Origin of the sequence: Cereibacter azotoformans, from assembly GCF_021391315.1 — a bacterium.
Taxonomy (GTDB): Bacteria; Pseudomonadota; Alphaproteobacteria; order Rhodobacterales; family Rhodobacteraceae; genus Cereibacter_A; species Cereibacter_A azotoformans.
In genome coordinates this window covers 1920415-1942831 of sequence record NZ_CP090021.1, presented here as the reverse complement: position 1 = coordinate 1942831, position 22417 = coordinate 1920415, and the positions used below count along the sequence as shown (strand labels likewise).

General features: G+C 69.3%; 21 protein-coding genes. 8 read left to right on the top strand and 13 right to left on the bottom strand.

Translation table 11 applies throughout. The features are described 5' to 3' along the window. Window positions 1–38: 38 nt before the first annotated feature. The 7 genes from LV780_RS09750 to LV780_RS09720 all read right to left on the bottom strand — a co-directional run bounded on the left by LV780_RS09750 (window position 39) and on the right by LV780_RS09720 (window position 6596). A complete protein-coding gene (locus LV780_RS09750; RefSeq protein ID WP_011909130.1) occupies window positions 39–656 on the bottom strand; it encodes a TetR/AcrR family transcriptional regulator in 618 nt (205 codons plus the stop codon). Then, complete coding sequence (gene ppk2 / locus LV780_RS09745; RefSeq protein ID WP_108220405.1) at window positions 653–1537, bottom strand: polyphosphate kinase 2; 885 nt, start codon at window positions 1535–1537, stop codon at window positions 653–655. The genes LV780_RS09750 and ppk2 overlap by 4 nt, the downstream gene beginning before the upstream one ends. A gap of 41 nt (window positions 1538–1578) precedes the next feature. After that, window positions 1579–2532 (bottom strand): alpha/beta fold hydrolase, encoded by a 954-nt coding sequence (locus tag LV780_RS09740; protein ID WP_181318460.1) that lies wholly within the window; start codon window positions 2530–2532, stop codon window positions 1579–1581. After that, the gene (metA, locus tag LV780_RS09735; RefSeq protein ID WP_101341092.1) at window positions 2522–3439 is read right to left on the bottom strand and encodes a homoserine O-acetyltransferase MetA; all 918 of its coding nucleotides are present in this window, start codon (window positions 3437–3439) and stop codon (window positions 2522–2524) included. Before metA ends, LV780_RS09740 begins: the two co-directional genes overlap by 11 nt. A 27-nt stretch (window positions 3440–3466) precedes the next feature. Further along, a complete protein-coding gene (locus tag LV780_RS09730; protein WP_108220407.1) occupies window positions 3467–4336 on the bottom strand; it encodes an ATPase in 870 nt (289 codons plus the stop codon). Window positions 4337–4508: 172 nt separating this feature from the next. Then, on the bottom strand, window positions 4509–5630 hold the full coding sequence (locus LV780_RS09725) for an outer membrane protein transport protein (protein WP_108220451.1): 1122 nt from the start codon (window positions 5628–5630) through the stop codon (window positions 4509–4511). Between the two features lie 78 nt (window positions 5631–5708). After that, entirely contained in the window at window positions 5709–6596 is an 888-nt protein-coding gene (locus tag LV780_RS09720) for a DMT family transporter (RefSeq protein ID WP_011909124.1), read from the bottom strand. Between the two features lie 233 nt (window positions 6597–6829). Between LV780_RS09720 and LV780_RS09715 the strand changes: the two genes are divergently transcribed. The 3 genes from LV780_RS09715 to der are packed head-to-tail and all read left to right on the top strand — an operon-like array spanning window position 6830 to window position 10392. After that, complete coding sequence (locus tag LV780_RS09715; protein ID WP_108220408.1) at window positions 6830–7477, top strand: hypothetical protein; 648 nt, start codon at window positions 6830–6832, stop codon at window positions 7475–7477. Between the two features lie 46 nt (window positions 7478–7523). After that, window positions 7524–8870: an outer membrane protein assembly factor BamB family protein gene (locus LV780_RS09710; protein ID WP_108220452.1), complete on the top strand. Its 1347-nt coding sequence runs from the start codon at window positions 7524–7526 to the stop codon at window positions 8868–8870. Window positions 8871–8928: 58 nt separating this feature from the next. After that, window positions 8929–10392: a ribosome biogenesis GTPase Der gene (gene der / locus LV780_RS09705; RefSeq protein ID WP_101340774.1), complete on the top strand. Its 1464-nt coding sequence runs from the start codon at window positions 8929–8931 to the stop codon at window positions 10390–10392. On the opposite strand, the gene LV780_RS09700 is transcribed toward der, so the two are convergent. From LV780_RS09700 to miaA, 6 genes are all read right to left on the bottom strand, one after another. Further along, window positions 10364–12418 carry an ABC transporter ATP-binding protein gene (locus LV780_RS09700; RefSeq protein ID WP_108220409.1) on the bottom strand — a complete coding sequence of 685 codons (2055 nt, stop codon included), beginning with the start codon at window positions 12416–12418 and terminating at the stop codon, window positions 10364–10366. The genes der and LV780_RS09700 overlap by 29 nt on opposite strands. Continuing rightward, entirely contained in the window at window positions 12411–13565 is a 1155-nt protein-coding gene (locus LV780_RS09695) for an ABC transporter permease (RefSeq protein WP_108220410.1), read from the bottom strand. The genes LV780_RS09700 and LV780_RS09695 overlap by 8 nt, the downstream gene beginning before the upstream one ends. Continuing rightward, window positions 13565–14551, bottom strand: a complete 987-nt coding sequence (locus tag LV780_RS09690; protein WP_407647915.1) for an ABC transporter permease — start codon at window positions 14549–14551, stop codon at window positions 13565–13567. Before LV780_RS09690 ends, LV780_RS09695 begins: the two co-directional genes overlap by 1 nt. Window positions 14552–14594: 43 nt before the next feature. After that, window positions 14595–16226: an ABC transporter substrate-binding protein gene (locus tag LV780_RS09685; RefSeq protein WP_108220412.1), complete on the bottom strand. Its 1632-nt coding sequence runs from the start codon at window positions 16224–16226 to the stop codon at window positions 14595–14597. A gap of 86 nt (window positions 16227–16312) precedes the next feature. Continuing rightward, window positions 16313–17104 carry an AraC family transcriptional regulator gene (locus tag LV780_RS09680; protein WP_108220413.1) on the bottom strand — a complete coding sequence of 264 codons (792 nt, stop codon included), beginning with the start codon at window positions 17102–17104 and terminating at the stop codon, window positions 16313–16315. 75 nt (window positions 17105–17179) lie between these two features. Beyond that, window positions 17180–18055, bottom strand: a complete 876-nt coding sequence (gene miaA / locus LV780_RS09675; protein ID WP_108220414.1) for a tRNA (adenosine(37)-N6)-dimethylallyltransferase MiaA — start codon at window positions 18053–18055, stop codon at window positions 17180–17182. A gap of 147 nt (window positions 18056–18202) precedes the next feature. Here miaA and pyrH point away from each other — a divergent pair, with 147 nt between their 5' ends. From pyrH to dxr, 5 genes are all read left to right on the top strand, one after another. After that, complete coding sequence (pyrH, locus tag LV780_RS09670; RefSeq protein ID WP_108220415.1) at window positions 18203–18943, top strand: UMP kinase; 741 nt, start codon at window positions 18203–18205, stop codon at window positions 18941–18943. An 86-nt stretch (window positions 18944–19029) separates the two neighbouring features. After that, window positions 19030–19596 carry a ribosome recycling factor gene (gene frr, locus LV780_RS09665; protein ID WP_108220416.1) on the top strand — a complete coding sequence of 189 codons (567 nt, stop codon included), beginning with the start codon at window positions 19030–19032 and terminating at the stop codon, window positions 19594–19596. 66 nt (window positions 19597–19662) lie between these two features. Beyond that, the gene (uppS, locus tag LV780_RS09660) at window positions 19663–20406 is read left to right on the top strand and encodes a polyprenyl diphosphate synthase (RefSeq protein WP_108220417.1); all 744 of its coding nucleotides are present in this window, start codon (window positions 19663–19665) and stop codon (window positions 20404–20406) included. Next, the gene (locus LV780_RS09655; protein ID WP_108220418.1) at window positions 20403–21224 is read left to right on the top strand and encodes a phosphatidate cytidylyltransferase; all 822 of its coding nucleotides are present in this window, start codon (window positions 20403–20405) and stop codon (window positions 21222–21224) included. The genes uppS and LV780_RS09655 overlap by 4 nt, the downstream gene beginning before the upstream one ends. A gap of 8 nt (window positions 21225–21232) precedes the next feature. Next, window positions 21233–22417: a 1-deoxy-D-xylulose-5-phosphate reductoisomerase gene (dxr, locus tag LV780_RS09650; RefSeq protein ID WP_101340782.1), complete on the top strand. Its 1185-nt coding sequence runs from the start codon at window positions 21233–21235 to the stop codon at window positions 22415–22417.

Sequence of the window (22417 nt, the reverse complement as noted above, 5' to 3'; positions counted from 1 at the left end):
CCCGAGGATATTTGGGCAGAGTGAATGGGTGGGGGCCTTCAGCGATCGGGGGGCAGGAGGCCCAGGCCGCGCAGATAGATGCCGATCCCGGCCTCGAGCAGATCCTCGGGCGGAAACGGGGATTTGGCGCCGGGGGCGCCGCGGGTGAAGAGTTCGACGACCCCGTGGCTGAGGGCCCAGACATGGGCCGAGAACATCGCGGGCGGCGGGCGCTTTTCGGGTGGGATATGTTCGGACAGGCGCGTCGCCGCCCGCTCGAGCACGTCCCGCGCCCTCTGGGCCGCCGCCGCAAGCTCGGCGTTGGACTGGAGGGAGATCCCGCTTTCGAACATGGCCATGTAGTGGCCGGGATATTTGCGCGCGAAGGCGAGATAGGCCCGCCCCGTCGCCTCGAAGGCCGCGAGCGCCGAAGGGCGGCCCTCATCGTAGGCGTACTCCATCAGCGCGCCGAAGATCTCGTAGCCCTGCCGGGCCGCTTCGGCGATCAGCTCGTCGCGTCCGGCGAAATGGCGATAGACCGCAGCCGGCGTGACATCGGCCGCCTTGGCCGCCTCGGACAGGGTGAAGCCCTGAGGCCCCTTTTCGGTGATGAGCCGGAGCGCCGCCTCGACCAGGGCCTGGCGGAGGTTGCCGTGATGGTAGCCGCGCTTGCTCATGATCGGCTGTGGCCGTCGCTCCAGAGACCCGGGCCGCCGCAGATCGCGGGATCGGGCGTGCCGATCAGCTCGTCCCTGCGGCCGTCGAAGGGGACGGCGCGCAGGATTGTCTGGATCGCCGCGATCCGCGCCCGGCGCTTGTCGTCGGACCGGATCACCGTCCAGGGCACGGTGCCGGAATGGCTGCGGCTCAGCGTTTCCCCGATCGCATTGCTGTAGTCCGGCCACTTCTTCAGCCCCTCGATGTCGATCCACGAGAGCTTCCACTGTTTCAGCGGGTCCTGTTCGCGCGCGAGGAAACGGCGGAGCTGCTCGGCGCGGCTGACGTTGAGCCAGAGCTTGACGAGCGTGATCCCGTCCTCGACGAGCATCTCCTCGAAGCCGGGAAGCTGGCAGAAGAACTGTTCGCGCTGGCGCTCGGTGCAGAAGTCGAAGACCTTCTCGACCACGCCCCGGTTGTACCAGCTGCGGTCGAAGAGCGCGATCTCGCCGCCCGCGGGCAGCCAGTCCACATACCTCTGGAAATACCATTGCCCCGCCTCGCGGTCCGAGGGGGCCGGCAGCGCCACGACATTCGCGACCCGCGGATTGAGGTTCTCGGTCACGGCCTTGATCGTGCCGCCCTTGCCCGCAGCGTCCCGGCCCTCGAAGACGACCACGATGCGTTTGCCCGACGCCTTCACATCGGCCTGAAGGCGCACGAGCTGCCTCTGCAGCCCCTCCATCCGCTCGGCGTAGGATTTCTTCTTCATCAGCGTCCGGTAGGGGTAGGAGGCGTCGAGAACCTCCTCGTCCGATCCGTCCTGGATCGCCTCGCGGATGTGCCGGGGGGCCTCGTTGCGAAAGTAGTGACTGATCGCCCCGTCGAACGGCAGCTCCATCGGATCCTCCCTCTCTGGCGCCAGTATGGCCAAGCCCGGCCTCAGCGCAATCCGGCCCGGGAGGCGGCGCGGTCGATGGCGGCGGCCACGGCGTCGGGCGCCACATGGTGCGGCATGTGGCCGATGCCCTCGAGGATCGTGACACGCGCCCCCGGTATCAGCCGGCCCAGAGGCTGGGCATGGATCTCGACCGGAACCACGCGGTCATCGCCGCCGTGCAGGATCTCGACCGGCATCGGCAGTTTGGGATAATTCGGCTCCATCAGCCTGAGGTAGGGCTTGAGCCCGGTCACCTGCCGCGCGTTGATCCGGAAGCTCTCGCGCCGCAGCGAAAGGCCCACGCCGAAATAGTCCGAATAGCCCGGCGGCACCTTCTGGGGCGCGAAGATCTGGCCCACGATGCGGTCGGCCCGGTCGGGCGAGACGAAGGCCGAGATGAGCGGCACCACCGCCGCCTGCCCGAAGCTGCTGGCCGTGAGCGAATAGACCGGGCCGAGATCGCCCGGCCAGGGCATCACCGCGCCCGAGACGGTGACGATGGCCGCCGTGTTGCCCGGGTCGCGCAGGCCCCAGGCCAGCGCCACCGCGGCGCCGTAGGAATGGCCGAGCACGATGGGCCGCCGCACGCCGAGCTGGGCGGCGGCCTTGCGCAGCACATCGGCCTGCACGAGCGGGCTGGTACCGTCCGGCCCGATATCGTCCGACCAGCCGAGGCCGGGCCGGTCGAGGGCGATCACCCGGTAGCGCCCCTTCATCTTCTCGACGAAGGAAAAGGTGAAGTCGCGTGTCGAGCCCGAGGCGCCATGGATCAGCACGAGGTCCGGCCCGCGTCCCTCGACATGGGCGTGGATCCGGTGGCCATCCACCTCGAGAAGCTGTCCGGTGGGCGGGTAGGAGGCCTCGGCCACCGCCTCGCGATCCGAGGCACGCTGAGAGACGGCGGCGCCGCAGCCTCCGAGTGCAAGCGTTCCGGCGATGAGGAGACTAACGGCCAATCTGTTGAATGTCATACGGGGTGGACTGATAGATCTCGTTGATCCAGTTTCCATATAGGAGGTGGGCGTGGCTTCTCCACCTGTTCAGCGGCGGTTTTGTCGGATCGTCGTCCGGATAGTAGTTGCGCGGCACGTTGATCGGCTTTCCGTTGCCGATGTCGCGGTCATACTCCTGCTTCAGCGTGTCGCTGTCATATTCGAAATGGTTGAAGATGTAGAGCGCGCGGTGGCCCGCATCCTCGACCAGACAGGGCCCGACCTCGTCCGAGGCGAGCAGCGTGCGCAGGCCCGGCGCCGCGTCGATCTCGTCCTCCCGCATCTCGGTCCAGCGGCTGACGGGGATCACGAAATCGTCCGAGAAGCCGCGCAGATAGGGCGAGACGGGCGCCACGTTGCGGTGGCGGAAGCAGCCGAAGGCCTTGGCCGCCAGCATGTGCTTCGGCACGCCGTGGAAATGATAGATCATCGCCATGCCGCCCCAGCAGACGCCGAAGGTCGAATGGACGTGGGTCTGGGTCCAGTCCATGACCTCGCAAAGCTCGTCCCAGTAGGTGACCTCCGAGAAATCGAGATGCTCGATCGGGGCGCCGGTGATGATCAGCCCGTCGAACTTCTCGTGCTTCACCTCCTGGAAGGGGCGGTAGAAGGCGGCCATGTGTTCGGCGGCGGTGTTCTTCGTCTGATGCTCGGTCATGCGGATCAGCTGGAAGTCGATCTGCAGCGGCGTGGCGCCGATCAGCCGGGCGAACTGGTTCTCGGTCTGGATCTTCTTGGGCATCAGGTTGAGAAGCCCGATCCGCAGCGGACGGATGTCCTGCCGCGCCGCCCGCTCCGGTGTCATCACCATGACGCCCTCGTGGGTCAGCACGTCGAAGGCGGGCAGGGTGGCGGGCAGGGTGATCGGCATGGGCGTCTCTCTCCGGGAGGGCGGGTTCTAGGCCTCGGTCCTGGCTCTGTCCAGCGTGCGGGCGATCAGATCGACGAAAGCGGGCGCATTGCCGGCCTCGGCCACCTCTTCGGCCGTGACCGTGATGCCCCAGCGCGCCATCGCCGCGTAGCGCGGCTGACGGTGGGCAAGGGCACGGGCGTAGGTCCAGCGGATGAAGTCGTCGGGATCGACCTGCTCCTCGGTCAGGCCCTTCTCGACGCGGTAGTCGGTCCAGGCGGCACGGAGGAAGGCCGGCTGGTAATACATCGGCTTCGGCGCCTTGTCGAAACGGCGGACCAGTTCCGCCGTATGCGCCTCGGAGCCTTTGATCCAGACCATCAGCAGGTTTCCGGCCAGATCCGACATCACCGGATCGTTCGGATTGTCGGGATCCACCACTTCGCAGATCGAGCCGCCCGAGTCGCAGACGAAGTTCTGGTAGCCGTAGATCTCGGTCGCGCGGCGGATGAAGCGTTGCGTGTCATGCAGCGCCGCCACCTCGGCCTCGCGATGCTGGCCCTGCCGTTCGAGATAGTCGGCGAAGGCGAGGCCGCCGCGGTTCGGGTTGCCGGGCTTGCCGAGGTAGGTCGAGAGCGGGGCCAGATTGTCGAAGGTGATGTTCGAGGCGATATAGACCGAGTCGGTCCGCAGCAGCTCGCGCAGGAACGGCACCTTCATCGCCTCGCGCTTGAAGTTGTCGGCGATATGCTCGCCCATGTAGCGGGTGCCGATCCGGTAATCGACCGAGTAGTGGAACCAGTCGCCGCTGTCGCGGAGCAGCGTCGAGACATGGGTCTTCCCCAGGCCCGACATGCCGAACAGCAGCACCCGCTTGGCCTGTGCCGCCCGCCACTCCGCTCCGGTCCTGTAGATCATCTCGCGTCCCCTGCCTCGGATCGCGCCCCTGTTACAGCGCCGGGCGCGGCAGTTCACGCGAAATCTGGGAGATGCGACGTCGGGCCGGGCGTCGGAAGGCGGCTTGCCCGATGCCGCCCTCGGATCGCAAAAGGGCCCCGCAAGGGGCCCCGCGCCGGCACGATCGGGAAGATCAGAAGGTGAAGCCAACCCGGATGCCGGCGGCCAGAGCCTCGTTGTCATCGAACTTGGCGCCCACCCCGCGCGTGTTGGCGCTGCCAAGTTCCACATAGCGGATGCCGCCGGTGATCTTCATGTTCTCGTGCGTGTAGGTGGCGCCGATGCCGATCGAGCGGAACCCGTCGTTCGGCCCGAGGTTGCCGGTATCGTCGCCTGTCTTGGGCTCGTAGGACACCGTCACCGCACCCGACCATTTCTCGGTGAAGCGACGGCCGAGACCCAGCGTGTAGGTCCAGCGGTCGGATTCGTAGGCCACCAGCGGAATGCCCGGGAAGTAGTACTGGTAGATCTCGGGATCGATCAGGAACTCCGTCCAGTCCACCCAGCGGACCGAGCCGAAGAGCAGCGTGTCCGGCGCAATCCCGGTCTGGAACTCGAGGTTCACCGACTGCGGCACGGTCGTGTCGAACTCGCTCACGCCGGCGCGGTCGCCGAAGACCGCGTTCGTTCCCGTCTCGTCGGCCTCGAGCGTATGGTCGATCGCCGAATTGTAGGTGAGGGCGACGCGAGCGGCGATTTCGGGCTTTTCCCAGGCGACGCCCACCACATAGCCGAAGGCATAGTCGGTATTGGTCTCGAGGTTGTAGTCCGTCGTCGCGACGTAGGATCCCTCCTGATAGATGTCGAACAGGATGTTCGCCTTGCCCTTCACCGACTGGGCGCGAAGGCCACCGTAGAGCGACACGTCATTGTCGAACTTGTAGCGCAGGAGCGCGGTGACCGCGTTGGAGCGCAGTTCCGCCGTGGTTCCGGCGAGCGGGTAGATGCCTCCCGGATAGTCCACGTCGGCGCCGATCGGCTGGTCGAGCACCAGCGCGATGTCCATGTTCGATCCGAGCGCCTGCTTGTAGGCAAGCGACCATGTCGAGAAGTTGCCGGCCATGTTCCCGGACTGGAACGGCGTGTTCGGAATGTTCCCGCTGACATCCGGCTTGACGAAGCCGTAGGTCAGCTCGACATACCGGCCTTCCTCGAACAGGATGCCCACGCTCTGCGTCGAACGTTCGATGTCCCCGGCCGAGGCCGCTCCGGCGCTCAGCGCCAGCCCTCCCAATGCTCCCGCAATCTTTCTCATGTCCCGCTCCTCCGCTTGCCGGAGCATCTTTCCGATCCCTTGCCTTTCGGTCAATCACTGACGCCGCGGAACGAAATGTCACTTCGCCCGCTGTGGCTGCGGCGCCCCAGCGGCCGCCCGGATGCTGATCCAGTTGGCCAGCAGGATCACGCCGCCGCCGAGGATCACCAGCGCATCGAGCGGCTCGGCAAAGAGGATCATGCCGAGGATCGCAAAGACCGGCAGCCGCAGGAAATCCACCGTCACCACGAACCCGGCCGTAGCCAGCGAGAGCGCCTGGGTCAGACAGAGATGCGCGGCCAGACCCGAAAGGCCGATCATCACCAGCCAGAAGCCCGAGGTGAGCGTGGGCCAGGTGGTCTCGCCGTCGGCAAGGGTGCAGGCAATCCCGAGCACCGCCTGGATCAGCGTGAGCCAGAACATGATCGAGACGATCGACTCGTGGCGCGTCAGGCGCTTGGTCAGGATGATCGAGCCCGCGAAGAAGATGGCCGATCCCGCGGCGGCGAGCACCCCCACATCCACCTGCGCAAAGTCCGGCCGGGCGACGACGAGGATCCCGGCGAAGCCCACCACGGTCGAGAGCGCGCGCATCCTCGTGATCCGCTCTCCGAGCAGGAGCGGCGACAGCAGGATGACCCAGATCGGCGAGGTGAACTCCAGCGCGATCACCTGCGCGAGGGGGATGAGCCCCAGAGCCCAGAACCAGAGGTTCTGCCCGGTGAAATGGCACAGGTTGCGCACGAGATGCCGTCCGAAGTGGTCGGTGCGGATCTCGGCCGTGCGTCCGGCGGCCATGGCCCAGAGGCCCACCACGGCCAGCCCCACCAGCGAGCGCCAGGCCATGATCTCGAACGTGTCGTGCACGCCCGAAACCATGCGGCCCGAGACCGCCATGGCCGAGAAGGACGTGATGGCACCTGCCATCCAGAGGGTGGCGGCGGGAAGATGTTGCTGGGGAGGCATTTTTCAGGTCCGGTCACTGGGGCCGGCCACCATTGCCCCGCCTGCGGCGGATTGTCCAGCGCAGCGCGCTTGACAGGTGCCGCATGCGACGGCCGGGCCGCGGCGGAGGCCCGGCCCGGTCGGCGCGGATGCCCCTGCCGGGCCTTGCCGATGACGGCGTGCCGGCCGGGAGCGGGGCTTGGCAAGCCCTTCGCCTTGCGTGTAAGACGAAGGCACCAGCGAGGGAGAGGGCCTTGAGCAACCCCGAGAGTTTCATCGACGAGGTGACCGAGGAGGTCCGCCGCGAGCGGCTGTTCGGCTATTTCCGCCGCTATGGCTGGATCGCCCTTGTCATCGTTGTGGCGATCGTCGGCGGTGCGGCCTTCGTCGAGTGGCAGAAGGCGCAGCACCGGGCCGAGTCGCAGGCGTTCGGCGATGCGCTGCTGGCGGCGCTCGAGGCGCCCGATGCGGCTGCGCGCCGGGCGGCGGTCGAGGCCGTGCCGGCCGCGGGCGACCGGGCCGCGCTGCGCGATCTGATGGCCGCGTCGGATCCCGCGGGCGACCGGGCGGCCGCCATGTCCGCGCTGGAGCGTGTGGCCTCCAACGCCACGCTGTCGCCGGTCTACCGCGACCTCGCGGTGCTGCGCCGGGTGATCCTCGGCGGGGCCGAGCTGCCGGTGGCCGACCGCCGCGCCGCCCTGGACGGGATCGCCGCGCCGGGCCGGCCCTACCGCGCGCTTGCGCTGGAGCAGATGGCCTATCTCGAAATCGAGGCGGGCGAGCCCGCCCGCGCCATCGAGACGCTGCGCAGCCTCACGCAGGACCAGGAAGCGCCGCAGGGTCTTCGCCGGCGCGCCGAACAGATGATCACCGCGCTGGGCGGCGGAACCCAGGCCGGCTGAGACCGGCAACAAGGGGACGGGCAGGGACTTGAAGAGGGGTTTCACGGTGAAGCGGACGGCTGCGGTCACGGGATTTGCGCTTCTTGGACTGCTCGGCGCCTGCGGCGAGCGCGAACTGATCCTTCCCGGCGAACGGTTCGACGTTCGCGCGCCGCTCGATGCGAGCGTGCCGACCGAGGGAAATCCGGCGCCTGCGGACCGCAGCGGCCTCAGCGCCAACCGGTCGCTGCCCGTGGCGTTGCCGGCGGCCACGGTGAACGCCTCCTGGCCGCAGCGGGGGGGCAACGCGGCCCATCTCGCGCCGCATGCAAGCCTCTCGGCGGCCCCGCAACTGGTCTGGAGCAGCGACATCGGCGCGGGCAACAGCCGCCGCAACCGGATCTCGGCCGCCCCGGTCGTGGCCGAGGGGCGGGTCTTCACCATGGACGCCATGAGCGACGTGCAGGCCACCTCGACGGGCGGCGCGCAGCTCTGGCGGGTGGACATCACGCCGCCCTCCGACCGGGCGACCGACCTCTCCGGCGGAGGGCTGGCCTACGGCGCCGGACGCCTCTTTGCGACCACGGGCTTTGGCGAGCTGGTGGCGCTCGATCCCGCCACGGGCGCGGTTCTCTGGCGCCAGAAGCTCGGCGCTCCGGCCACCGGCGCCCCGATGGTCGAGGGCGAGACGGTCTATGTCACCGGCCGCGACAGTTCGGCCTGGGCGATCGACGCCTCGAACGGGCGCGTCCGCTGGCAGCTTCCGGGCGCGCCCTCCAGCACCGGCATGATCGGCGGCTCGGCCCCGGCGATGGCGGGCGGAACGGTGCTCTTCCCCTTCAACAGCGGCCAGATGATCGCCGTCCTGCGCGAGGGCGGATCGCAGCTCTGGTCGTCGCAGGTGGCGGGCGAGCGGCTCGGGCGCGCCTACACCGGCTTCCGCGACATCACCGGCGATCCGGTCGTTTCGGGCGGCACGATCTACGTCGGCAGCTCGGCCGGCCGCACGCTTGCGATGTCCGCGGCGTCGGGCGAGACGCTGTGGTCGGCCGACGAGGGCGCGCTTGCGCCGGTGGCCGTGGCGGGCGGTTCGGTCTTCCTCGTCTCGGACGAGGCGCGGCTCGTGCGGCTCGACGCAGCGACCGGGTCGGTGATCTGGTCGGTGGACATGCCCTACTGGGAAAATGCCACGCCCAAGCGGCGCAAGGGGATCACCGCCCATTACGGCCCCGTGCTGGCGGGGGGGCGCCTCCTCGTGGCCTCGTCGGACGGGCTGGTGCGCTTCTTCAACCCGGCGGACGGAGCCCTCGTCGGCTCTGCCGAACTGCCGGGCGGTGCGGCGGCGCAGCCGGCGCTGGCAGGGGGAACGCTCTATGTCGTCGCGGCCAACGGGAAACTTCTCGCTTTCCGCTGACCGTTGTTCCTGCTAGGGACCCGGGCTTGACCTGCCCAAGCCGCCTCCGGAGGCATCGATGAGCTTTACCCTCGCCATTGTCGGCCGTCCCAACGTCGGCAAGTCCACCCTGTTCAACCGCCTTGTCGGCAAGCGGCTGGCCCTGGTGGACGACCAGCCCGGCGTCACGCGCGACCTGCGCGAGGGCGATGCCAGGCTCATCGACCTGCGCTTCACCGTGATCGACACGGCAGGGCTGGAGGAGGTGACGGACGACAGCCTTCAGGGCCGGATGCGCCGCCTGACCGAGCGCGCGGTCGAGATGGCCGACGTCTGCCTGTTCCTGATCGATGGCCGCGTGGGCGTGACCCCCTCGGACGAGGTCTTCGCCGATATCCTGCGCAAGAAGAACGCCCATGTGATCCTTGGCGTGAACAAGGCCGAGGGCCGCGCGGGCGACGCCGGCGCGATCGAGGCCTGGTCGCTGGGACTGGGAGAGCCGGTGCGGCTCTCGGCCGAGCATGGCGAGGGGATGGACGATCTCTACCACATCCTGCGCCCGATCGCCGAGGGCTTTGCCGAGCGCGCCGCCGCCGACGCGCCGGTGGTCGATGTGGATGTGTCCGAAGAGGAAGCCGACCTCGAGGCCGATCCCGACGCGCACAAGCCGACCGTCAAGCGCCCGCTGCAGATCGCGGTGATCGGGCGGCCGAACGCGGGCAAGTCCACCCTCATCAACAAGATCATCGGCGAGGACCGGCTCCTGACCGGCCCCGAGGCTGGCATCACCCGCGACGCGATCTCGGTCCGCTCGGAATGGCAGGGCACGCCGATCCGCATCTTCGACACCGCCGGCATGCGCAAGAAGGCGCGGATCTCGGACAAGCTGGAAAAGCTGTCGGTGGCCGACGGGTTGCGCGCGGTGCGCTTTGCCGAGGTCGTGGTGGTGCTTCTCGATGTCGAGATCCCGTTCGAGCAGCAGGATCTGCGCATCGCCGACTTTGCCGAGACCGAGGGCCGGGCGGTCGTCGTCGCGGTGAACAAGTGGGACCTCGAGGGCGAGAAGCAGGAAAAGCTGGCCGAACTCAAGGAGATGTTCGACCGGCTGTTGCCGCAGCTGCGCGGCGCGCCGCTGGTGACGGTCTCGGCCAAAACCGGCCGTGGGCTCGACCGGCTGCACGCCGCGATCCTGAAGGCGCATGACATCTGGAACCGGCGGATCACCACCGCGCGGCTGAACAGCTGGCTCGGCGCGATGGTCGAGGCGCATCCGCCACCGGCGCCGGGCGGGCGGCGGATCAAGCTGCGCTACATGACGCAGGTCAAGACCCGCCCGCCGGGCTTCGTGGTCATGTGCTCGCACCCCGACGAGATGCCCGACAGCTATCGCCGCTACCTCGTGAACGGCCTGCGGGATCACTTCGACATGCCCGGCACGCCGATCCGGCTGACCATGCGCGGGCAGGGCGACAAGAACCCGTTCAAGGAACGCAAGTTCCGCACGCCCTCGCGGCTCAGGAAGCACCTCGGCAAGAAGGAGTGAGAGGCGCCGCAGGGCGCCTTTCCTCATCCGGCGGCTGCTTGCGCAACTCCTCGGGCGAGAGGTGGCACCGGATCGCGTGACCCGGCGCGACCTCGGCCAGCGGCGGCAGGCGGTCGGCGCAGAGCCTGCCCGGCACCTCGGCCCGTCGGGGACAGCGGGTGTGGAAGGGGCAGCCGGACGGCGGATCGAGGGCCGAGGGCGGATCTCCGGCCGGGGCGGGGCGCAGGGCCGCCGTCGGATCGGAGCGCGGGGCGGCGGCGAGAAGCGCCCTGGTGTAGGGATGCGCGAGCGGGCCGAAGACCTGCGTGGCCGGCCCGATCTCCAGCACCCGGCCGAGATACATGACCATCACCCGGTCCGCGATCTGCCGCACCAGCGCGAGGTCGTGGCTGATGAAGAGGAGCGTGGCCCGCCGGATCCGCTGCAACTCGAGCAGCGTCTCGATCACGGCGGCCTGCACGCTCGCATCAAGGGCCGACACCGGCTCGTCCGCCACGAGGATCGCCGCATCCCCGGCCAGCGCCCGGGCGATCCCAACCCGCTGCCTCTGCCCGCCCGACAGTTGCCGCGGCATCCGTGCGGCCAGTGACTCGGGCAGGCGGACGAGACCGAACAGCTCGGACAGCCGCGTGCGGAGGCTCGCGGCCGAGGAGGCGCCCTGAAACAGCTCCAGCGCGCGCATCACCTGCCGCCCGACCGGCGCCGAGGGATTGAGCGTGTCGGCGGGGTTCTGGAACACCATCTGCATCGCCGCGGTCAGCGCCGCGGGCCGCCGTCCGGCCGGCCGGTCCTGCACCTCGACCCCCGTCAGCCGGATCCGGCCCGCGTCGGGCCGGTCGAGCCCCATGATCAGCCGGGCAAGCGTGCTCTTGCCGCAGCCGGACTCGCCGACGATGGCGAGCGTTTCGCCCTCAAGGGCGGAAAAGCTCACATCCTCCACCGCATGAACCGTGCCGCGGGCCGTGCGGAAGCGGCGGGTCAACCCCTCGACCTCCAGCACCGCGGGTCCGGGGCGGGCCTCTGGCAGCGGCTCGGCCACAATGGGCTGCTCGCGGATCTCGCGCCAGCGCAGGCAGCGCACCGTCTCGTCCGGCCCGGCGGTCTCGAGAGGCACCGGCGCCACGTCGCACCGGCCGCCCTGCGCGTGGCCGCAGCGGGGGGCAAAGGCGCAGCCCTGCGGACGTTCGTGGGGCAGGGGCTGGCCGCCCGCCAGCGGCACCGGAGGGCGGCGCGCGCCCTCGATCCTCGGCAGCGCCCGCAGCAGCGCGCGTGTGTAGGGATGGCGTGGGGAGGCAAACAGCCGCGGCGCCGGCGCGCTCTCGACCAGCCGCCCGGAATAGAGCACCGCGATCCGGTCGCAGATCCCGGCCATGAGCGCCAGGTTGTGCCCGATGAAGAGCATCGACGTCCCGTGCTCCTGCCGGATCTCGCGCAGCAGCTCCACGATCCCCGCCTCGACCGTCACGTCGAGCGCGGTCGTCGGCTCGTCAAGGATCAGCAGCCGCGGGCGGGCCATCAGCGCCATGGCGATGGCGACCCGCTGGAGTTGCCCGCCCGAAAGCTGGTGAGGGTAGCTGTCGAGGATGCGCTCGGGATCGGGCAGGCGCACCTCCTCGGCGGCCCGCCAGGCCGCCGCGCGGGCCTCGGCGCGCGAGACGCGGGCGTGCAGGCGCGGCACCTCGGCCAGTTGCGCCCCGATCCGCATCGAAGGGTTCAGCGCCGCCATCGGCTCCTGGCCCACCATCGCGATTCCCGCGCCGCGGATCGGGCGCAGCGCCCGCTCGCTCAGGCCCGCAAGCTCGCGCCCCCCGAAGCGGAGGCTTCCCCGGTCGATCCGGCCCGCGGGGCCCAGATCGCCCATCACGGCCAGCGCCACCGTGCTCTTGCCGCTGCCGGATTCGCCCACAAGCCCCAGCACCTCGCCCGGCGCGATCGCAAGCGACAGATCCTCGACCGCGGGAAACCGGCCGCGACGGGTGCCGAAGCTGACCGTCAGCCCTTCGAGGCGCAGGACGGGCTCAGTCATGCAGGCTCTCCTCGCGCAGCGCATCGGCGAGAAGGTTGAGCCCGAGCACGAGGCTCATCAGCGCCAGCGCCGGCACCACGGCCGCATGCGGGTAGATCGCGAGAAACCGGCGCCCGTCATTGATGGTCGAGCCCCAGTCCGGGCTCTCGGGCGAGACGCCGAGGCCGAAGAAGCCAAGCGTTCCGAGAAGGATGGTCGTGTAGCCGACCCGCAGGCAGGCATCGACGATCAGCGGCCCGCGGGCGTTCGGCAGGATCTCCCACAGCATGATGAACCAGGGGCCCTCGCCGCGCGTTCGGGCGGCGGCGACATAGTCGCGCGCCCTCAGATCGAGCGCGAGGCCCCGCACGATGCGGAAGGCGGTGGGCGCGTTCACGAAGACCACGGCCACGAAGACGGTGAGCAGCCCCGGTTCCAGCCGCCAGACCCCAAGCGGGTCGGCATCAAGCGCCAGCCCCGACCACATCCAGAGACCAAGGCCGAGGATCGGGATCATCCCCACCGCCCACGGCCTTGCCCGCGTGCGGTATCGGCTGTGCCAGAGGAGAATGAGGAACAGGAGCGGGAACAGGAACAGCAGCGCCGCGAACGTCCGCGGCAGGGCGGTCTCGCGGATCTCGGGCGTGACGAGAAGGTAGAAGAGCAGGATCACCGGAAAGGCCAGCACGAGATTGGCCAGGAAGGAGAGCGCTGCATCGAGCCTTCCGCCGACGTAGCCCGCGGGCAGCCCGAGCAGCACCCCCACGGCCATCGCGCAGAGCGTGGCGGCCGGGGCGATCGCCAGCACCCGGCGCGCGCCCGCAACCATCCGGCTGAAGCTGTCGCGCGCGAGGCTGTCGCCGCCGAGCAGGTAGAAAGGGTAGGATGACCCCGGCGCGGGACTGCCGGGAGCTGCGTTCTTCAGCCCCGACAGCTGCGCCAGCGGATCGTGCGTGGCGATCAGATCCGCAAAGAGCGCGGTCAGGAGCCAGAAGAGCACGATGGTCAGCCCGGCCAGCCCGATCCCGTTGCCGAAGAGGCGGCCGGCCAGCCCCAGTCGCCCGCGCAGCGCAAATCCCGTCCCCAGGATCAGCGCAAGGCCCGCCCAGACAGGCGCGAAGCGCAGCGCCATCCGGCCGAGGATCTCGAGCCAGCCCAGCGACTCCATCAGCCCACCCTCAGCCGCGGGTTCAGGGCGCGATAGGCCAGATCGGACAGCGCCTGCGTCGCCAGCACCAGCGTCACCGCCACGACCGAGCAGCCCAGCAGCAGGGCGATGTCGTTGTTGCCCGCCGCCTGCACCAGCGTCCAGCCGAAGCCCTTGTAGGCAAACAGCGTCTCGACGATCACCACGCCGTTCAGCAGCCACGGAAGCTGCAGCAGGATCACCGTGACCGGCGCCACGAGCGCGTTGCGCAGCGCATGGACCAGCACGATCCGCGCGAGGCCCGCCCCCTTCAATCGGGCGGTGCGGATGTAGGGCTGCGCCATCACCTCGGCCATCGAGGCGCGCGTGATGCGCGCGATGTAGCCCGTGCCATAGAGCGCGATGGTCGCCACTGGCAGGGCAAAGTTCCAGAAGGTGATGCGCGTCATCGCCCCCGAGGCGGTGCCCTGGAACAGCGTGCGCCTCTCGATCCAGCCCGCCTCGTGCAGCAGCGGCGACAGCCCCGCCGTGGCCGAAGCGAACAGCGCCACGAGCACCACGCCCGAGACATATTCGGGCGTCGCCGCCGTGAGGATCGTCGCCACCGAGATCGTGCGGTCCGTCCTCGAGCCCTCGCGCATCCCGGCCAGCGCCCCGAGGGCCAGCGCCGTCGGCACCATCACCGCCATCACCCAGAGCATGAGCCAGCCCGTCGCCGCAAGACTGCGCAGGATCACCGCGCTGACCGGCTGGCGGAAGACCGTGGACTGGCCCCACTCGCCTTGCATCACGCCGCAATGGCCGCAGTCGGCGCGCGGCAGCACGCCCAGCCACTCGCCATAGAGCACGGGGAGCGGCCGGTCGAAGCCGGAGCGTTCCAGCCAGCTTGCCACCTCGGCATCGGACATGCGGGCCGAGCCTTGCGACTTGGCGAGCTTCTCGAGGTTCGGCGGCAGGTGGGTCAGCCAGAAGACGAGCAGGCTCAGGCACAGGGCGGTGCCGAGCATGGCGCCAAGGCGGCGCAGGAGGAGGGTGACGCCCCGCAATGGCTCAGGCGTCGATCCACCACTTGTAATGGTGATGCTCGAAGGTCGGGTGGGCCTCGGCACCCTTCACCTTCGGATCGACATGGCGGAAGATCGAGCGCCAGTAGGGCTGGATCAGCACGCCCTCCTCCTGCAGGATCCGCTCGAGATCGGCCATGAGGGTGCGGCGCCCGTCGGGATCGACGATCGACATGGCCTCATCAAGCTTGGCGTCGAACTCCTTGTTGGCAAAGCCGGATTCGTTCCAGGGCACCCCCGAGCGATAGGCGAGCGCCAGAACCTGCACCCCCAGCGGGCGCATGTTCCACTCGGTCGCCGAGAAGGGAAACTTCAGCCAGTCGTTCCAGTAGGTCGCGCCGGGCAGGACCGTCCGCCGGATCGACACGCCGGCGTCCCGCAGCTGCGCCGCCACGGCGTCGCACGAGGCCGCCTGCCAGGCGTCGTCGAGCGAGACCAGCTCGAACTCGTGGCCCTCCATCCCGGCCTCTTCCAGCAGGGCCCGGGCCTGCGCGCGATCGACGGTCAGCGGCGGCAGCTCGGCATATTCGGGATGGATCGGGCTGACGTGGTGGTTCTCGGCCACATGCCCGTGGCCCGAGTAGCCCAGTTCCAGCACGACGGCATTGTCCACCGCCATCTGCAGCGCCCGGCGCACGCGGACGTCGCGGTACTCCTCGGACTGCTGGTTGAACCGGATCGCGAGGGTGGTCGCGGTGCGGGCTTCGGACTTGTCCCAGCCAAGCCCGTCCAGCACCTCGATGAACTCGCCCACGGTCTGATAGGTCGCGTCGATCTCGCCCGATCCCGCCGCGGCCACGGCGGCCGAGGGATCGCTGCCGAAATCGAGATATTCGATCCGGTCGAGCCAGGGGCCGCCATGGACGTCGCTGCCCCACCAGGGATGCGCCTCGTTGCGGACCAGCACCATGCGGATGCCCACCTCGACCGTTTCCGGCCGGTAGGGCCCGGTTCCGACGGGATTGGCCGCCGGGTCGCCGCCCTCGTAGGAGGGGTGGACGATCGCAGCCGGATAGTCGGCGAGGTTCGCAATCAGCGCGATGTCGGGCTGCGAGAGTGTCAGCCGGAGTGTCGTCTCGTCCACCACTTCGATCGCGTCCGGCCGCAGCTTGCCCTCGGCCTGCAGGGCCACCATCTGGGCCGCCATCGCGTTCCCCTCGACCGAGGCGTCGCACCAGCGCTCGAAATTGTGCCGGACATCCTCGGCGGTGAAGGCGTCGCCGTTGCTCCAGCGGACGCCGGGGCGGACGTTCAGCCGGTATTCCGTGGCGTTGTCGTTGGCCTCCCAGCTTTCGAGGAGCATCGGCCGGAAGGTTCCGTCGGACTGATATTCCACCAGATACTCCAGCCAGCCGCGGGTGAAGTTCGCGATCTGCGACCAGTCGGCCGTCCGCGGATCCTTGAGCGCCCGGGTCTCCATCTCCATGCGCAGGGTGCCGCCGGGCCGCGGCGCCTCTTGCGCGCGGGCGGGGGCTGCCAGCCCCAGCAGGCCGTAGGCCGCGCCCGCCGAAACGCCGAGCGCGGTGGCCCGGCTCAGGAACTCGCGTCGGCTCATCCGGCCCGCCGCAACTTCGACCTGATGCATCAGGGCCGCGGGATGCAGTCTCTCGCTGGTCATGTCGGTCTCCCTGCTCGTGCGGTGCTGCCCATTCGGCCCGGATTTTCCGCGTGCGTCAACGCCCTGCGGCAGTCTCCGTTCCGTCGTCAGGAGGCGCGGCGGAAGGCCGAGGGCGACTGGCCGGTGAGATGGCCGAAGGCGCGGGTGAAATAGGCGGGCGAGGTGAAGCCGAGGCTTTCGGCGATCCGATGCACCGGCAGGTCCGTCTCGGCCAGCATCCGGCGGGCCTCGAACAGCACCCGGTCATGCAGCAGCGCCGAGGCGGGCCGGCCGCAGGTCTGGCGGCAGCACCGGCTGAGATGGGTGGGCGTCACGCCCAGCTCGCCCGCGAAATGACCCACGCCCAGGCCGCGGCGGAACTCGCGCTCGAGCAGCATCGTGTAGCGGGCGACGAGCCGGCGGCTCGCATCCTGCGGCTCGGCCCCCCTTTGCGCGACCTGACGCTCAAGCCAGATGCCAAGCAGGCCGGCCTGGTGCATAAGGGCCCGCTCCCAGGCCAGAGGCCGGGTCTCGATCTCGCGGGCGATCGTGCCGAGCATCCGGCTCAGCTCCTGCTGCGCCGCGGGGTCGCGGACAGGCAGATGCTGGGGCTGAAGGGGCAGCAGGAACGGGCCGCCGCGGGTGAAGAAGACGGCGGTTCCACGGCTCTGCGGCCCGACCTCGAAGCCGTGCATCGTGCCTGCGGGGATGAAGATCGCGGTCCGGGCGCTGTAGCCCCGCGTCGCACCCGCCACCGTGATGCGCCCCTGTCCTGCGGTGAACCACAGCAGCATCGGCTCGCAGAGCGAGCGCATCGCCTCGACGCGCCAGCGCCCGGCAGCGGCAAGGCGGGGGATCGCGACAAGCCGCACGGCCGCAAGCGAGGCACTGTCGGACATGGCAACCCTCCGAACCGCTTTCCGACAGATAAGCAGCGCCGGACACAAGTCCCAAGCGAAAAGATTAACGCCGGATCACGGCAGGCGGATCTCGCGCCAGTCGCGCATCCGGTTGCGGAACCAGGTCCGCTGGCGCTTGGCATATTGCCGGCTGGCCAGCTTTGCGGCCGCGATGGCCTCGTCGAGCGTCCGTTCGCCCTTCAGGTGGGCCACAAGCTCGGGTGCGCCGATGGCGCGCGAAGAGGGCAGCGCCGGGTCCCAGTCCGCCAGCGCGACGCGCGCCTCCTCCAGCGCGCCGGCCCCGATCATCAGGTCGAACCGGCGGTCGATGCGCTCGGCCAGCCAGTCCCGGTCGGGCCGGAGCACGAGCGCGACCGTCTCGGCCAGCGGCAGGAGCGGCGTCCCCGTCGCGGCCTGCCAGTCGGCCAGACCTCGGCCGGTGGCGCGCAGGACCTCCCACGCGCGCTGGACGCGGGCGGGATTGCGCAGGTCGATCCGGCCGGCCGTGGCCGGATCGAGATCGGCCGCCATCGCGGAAAGTCCCGCCCGCGCCAGAAAGGCATCCGCCTCGTGGCGCATTTCGGGCGGCGTGTGAGGAATGTCGGCCAAGCCGTTCGTCAGGGCCGAGAAATAGAGCCCCGTCCCCCCCACGATCACCGGGCGCAGACCTTCCCGGAGCACGGCCTCGACCTCCTTCAGCCAGTGGCCGGCCGAGTAGGTCCCGTGCCGCGGGACGTGGCCATAGAGGCGGTGCGGCAGCGCGGCCTCTTCGGCGGCCGACGGTCGCGCCGACAGGATGCGCCAGCAGTCATAGACCTGGAGCGCGTCGGCATTGACCACCACGCCGCCGTCGCGTCCGACGATCTCGGCCGCCAGCGCCGACTTGCCCGAGGCGGTCGGGCCCGCGATCAGGACGGGACGGTGTGGGGGGATCGGGAGGGGCGGCAACATGGCGCTGCGGGCCTTGGCAAGAAGGGTGACGCGGGAGGAAAGCGGTCGGACAACCCGGTGGCTGGCGATCCCGGTTGAACCCGGTGTCGTTTTCCGACATTTTGCGCCGCAGTCAATTCCAATCAACAAGACGGACGGGAAGATCCCATGACCAGCGAAGCCGCGCCGGCGAGCACAGCCGTGGCCTACAAACGCGTGATGCTCAAGATCTCGGGCGAGGCGCTGATGGGCGACCAGGGATACGGGCTGCATCCGCCCACCGTGCAGCGCATCGCGCGCGAGGTGCAGGCGGTGCATCGTCTCGGCGTCGAGATCTGCATGGTGATCGGCGGCGGCAACATCTTCCGCGGGCTGCAGGGCTCGGCGCAGGGGATGGAGCGGACGACCGCCGACTACATGGGGATGCTCGCCACGGTGATGAACGCGCTGGCCATGCAGGCGGCGCTGGAATCGCTCGGCATCTTCACCCGCGTGATCAGCGCGATCCCGATGGATCAGGTGTGCGAACCCTACATCCGCCGCCGCGCGGTGCGCCACCTGGAAAAGAAGCGGGTGTGTATCTTCGCCGCAGGCACCGGCAACCCCTACTTCACCACCGACACCGCGGCCACCCTGCGCGCGAACGAGATGGCCTGCCAGGCGATCTTCAAGGGCACCAAGGTGGACGGCGTCTATGACAAGGACCCGCGCAAGTTCGCCGACGCCCGGCGCTACGAGACGGTTTCCTACGACGAATGCCTGCAGAAGCATCTTGGTGTGATGGATGCCTCGGCCATCGCGCTCGCCCGCGACAACGATCTGCCGATCATCGTCTTCTCGCTCGACGAGCCCGGCGGCTTCTGCGGGATCCTGCGCGGCGAGGGCACCTATACCCGCGTCCAGGGCTGAGGCCCTCCCCGAGCCTATACCAATGGCGAAGCGGTGCTGCTATAGAGCGGCAGAACCGCCCGAGCGGAACGTGAAGGAACCAGAACATGTCGCAAGAAGATCTCGAGATCGACCTCGATGCGATCCAGCGCCGGATGGATGGCGCGATGCATGCGCTGCGCACCGAATTCGGGTCGCTGCGCACCGGGCGCGCCTCGGCCTCCATCCTCGAGCCGATCCATGTCGATGCCTACGGCCAGCAGACGCCGCTGAACCAGCTGGGCACGATCAACGTGCCCGAGCCGCGGATGGTGGTGATCAACGTCTGGGACAAGGGCATGATCTCCAAGGTCGAGCGCGCGATCCGCGACAGTGGCATCGGCATCAACCCGGTGGTGGATGGCCCGATCATCCGCCTGCCGATCCCGGAACTGAACGAGGAGCGCCGCAAGGAGCTGACCAAGGTCGCAGCCCATTACGCCGAGCAGGCCCGTGTCGCGATCCGCAACGTGCGCCGCGACGGGATGGACCAGATCAAGAAGGCCAAGTCCGCCGGCATGGCCGAGGACGACCAGAAGATGTGGTCGGACGAGGTGCAGGCCCTGACCGACAAGGCCATCGCCGCGGTGGACAAGGCGCTCGAGGAGAAGCAGAAGGAAATCATGCAGGTCTGAGCCCCTTCCATGAGGCCCTTCACCCGCCCCAGCCCGATTGACCAGCCCGTAGAAAAGGGGAATGCCTTGGCCGTGACCGAGCCGCGAGAGGCGGATCCTCCCCGCAGACGTGCAGATCACGTCGCCATCATCATGGACGGCAACGGACGCTGGGCGGTGAACCGGGGCTGGCCGCGCCTCGTGGGTCACCGCCGGGGCGCCGAGAGGGTCCGCGAGATCGTGAAGGCCTCGCCCAACCTCGGCATCCGCTGGCTGACGATCTACGCCTTCTCCACCGAGAACTGGAAGCGTTCGACGGAAGAGGTGCTGGGCCTCATGTCGATCTTCGCGCGCTACATCGAGCGCGAGGCCGACCGGCTGGCGCAGGAGGGCGTGCGGATGCGCTTCATCGGCGACCGGACGCGGCTGGACGCCAAGCTGCAGCGGCTGATGGCGAGCATCGAGGCGCGCACGCAGTTCAACCAGCGGCTTCACCTGACGGTGGCGATCAACTACGGCGGCCGGGACGAACTGGCCCGCGCCGCCCGCCGCATGTGCGAAGATGTGGCCGAGGGGCGGCTTCGCCCCGATGAGGCGGACGAGGCGGCGCTGGCCGCGCGGCTCGACACGGCGGGAATGCCCGACCCGGACCTCGTGATCCGCACCTCGGGCGAGACGCGGACCTCGAACTTCCTGCCGTGGCAATCGGCCTACGCGGAATATGACTTCTCGCCGACCCTCTGGCCCGATTTCACCGCGACGGAGCTGTCCGCCATCATCGAGCGCTATGGCGTGCGCGAGCGTCGCTTCGGCGGAGTGCTGCGCGCATGAGCCGGCCGGAGAAGCCGAAGGGCCGCTGGGGCGACCTGCGCCGTCGGATGATCTCGGCGGTGATCATGCTGTCGGTGGGGGGCATCGAGGTCTGGCTCGGCGGCGTGCCGTTCGCGCTACTGGTGATGGCCCTGACCGGCCTGATGCTGTGGGAACTGGCGCGGATGACGGCGCCGTCGCGGCCGGTGGCCAACGTCGTCGTGGGACTGGCCGCCTCGGCCGTGCTGATGGGGGTGCTGGCCCTCGTCTTCCAGGAAGACATGATGGTCGCGCTGGCGGGCCTTGCGCTCGCGCCGGCCGCGGGGCTGATCGGCGCGCGGCGCGACCGGCGGATCTTCTTCACCTACGGCATCGCGCTGATGGCCGCGGGGGCGGGGCTCGTGATGCTGCGCGAAGAGGGCGGGTCGGTGGCGATCCTGTGGCTCATCCTCGTGGTGGTGGCTTCGGACGTGCTGGGCTATTTCGCCGGCCGCAGCTTTGGCGGGCCCAAGTTCTGGCCCGCGGTTAGCCCCAACAAGACATGGTCCGGCACGGTCGCGGGCTGGGCGGGTGCGGCAATTGTGGGTCTTGGATTCTCCATTGCCGCGGGTGCAGGCTGGGGCCTCATCATCCTGTCGCCCGTCATCGCGCTGGCAGGACAACTCGGGGACATTGTCGAGAGCTGGATCAAGCGGCGTTCCGGGGTCAAGGACAGCTCGTCGCTGATCCCGGGCCACGGCGGCGTGCTGGACCGGTTCGACGCGCTGACCGGGGCGGTGCTCGCCGTTCTCGTTCTGGGGATGCTCGGTGACCTTCCGCTGCCGGAATTGGGGAACTGAACGGCATCATGCGCAGCCTGTCGATCTTCGGGGCCACCGGCTCCATCGGCGAATCCACCTTCGATCTCGTCATGCGGAAAGGGGGCCCGGAGGCCTTCCGAACCGTGGCCCTGACCGGGGGCCGCAACGTGGCGCGACTGGCCGAGATGGCGCGCGCGCTGAAGGCGGAGCTGGCCGTCACCGCGCATGAAGAGTGCCTGCCCGCGCTGCGCGAGGCGCTGGCGGGATCGGGGACCGAGGTCGCGGGCGGAACGCAGGCCATCGCCGAGGCGGCCGACCGGCCGGCCGACTGGACGATGTCGGCGATCGTGGGGGCCGCGGGCCTCGTGCCGGGGATGCGGGCGTTGAAGCACGGCCGGACGCTGGCCTTGGCGAACAAGGAGAGCCTTGTCACCGCGGGCCAGCTGCTGATGCGCACCGCCGAGGAGAACGGGGCGACCATCCTGCCGGTGGACAGCGAACATTCGGCCGTCTTCCAGGCGCTCGCGGGTGAGGACACGACCTGCGTCGAGCGGGTGATCATCACCGCGTCGGGCGGGCCGTTCCGCGACTGGACGCTCGAGCAGATCCGGGGCTGCACCGTGGCGCAGGCGATGGCGCATCCGAACTGGTCGATGGGCCAGCGGATCTCGATCGACAGCGCCTCGATGTTCAACAAGGCGCTGGAGCTGATCGAGACGCGCGAGTTCTTCGGCTTCGAGCCGGACCGGATCGAGGCCGTCGTGCATCCGCAGAGCATCGTCCACGCGCTCGTGGGCTTCTGCGACGGCGGGATCATGGCGCATCTGGGGCCGGCCGACATGCGCCACGCCATCGGCTTTGCGCTGAACTGGCCGGGCCGCGGCGAGGTGCCGGTGGCGCGTCTCGACCTCGCACAGATTGCGAACCTCACCTTCCAGACGCCTGACGAAGAACGTTTTCCGGCCCTGCGTCTCGCACGCGAGGTAATGGCGGCGCGCGGTCTTTCGGGGGCGGCCTTCAACGCGGCCAAGGAGATTGCCCTCGACCATTTCATCGCGGGCAACATCGGCTTTCTCGACATGGCGGCGGTCGTCGAAGAGGCGCTTTTGGCGGTTTCTGCCGATCCGCTCTTCGGAAAAGTGCCCTCGACCCTTGAGGAAGTGCTGGCAATGGACCATCTCGCTCGGAAGGCGGCAGAAGAAGCCGCCAGCTTCCGCCAGCAGAAAAGGTAA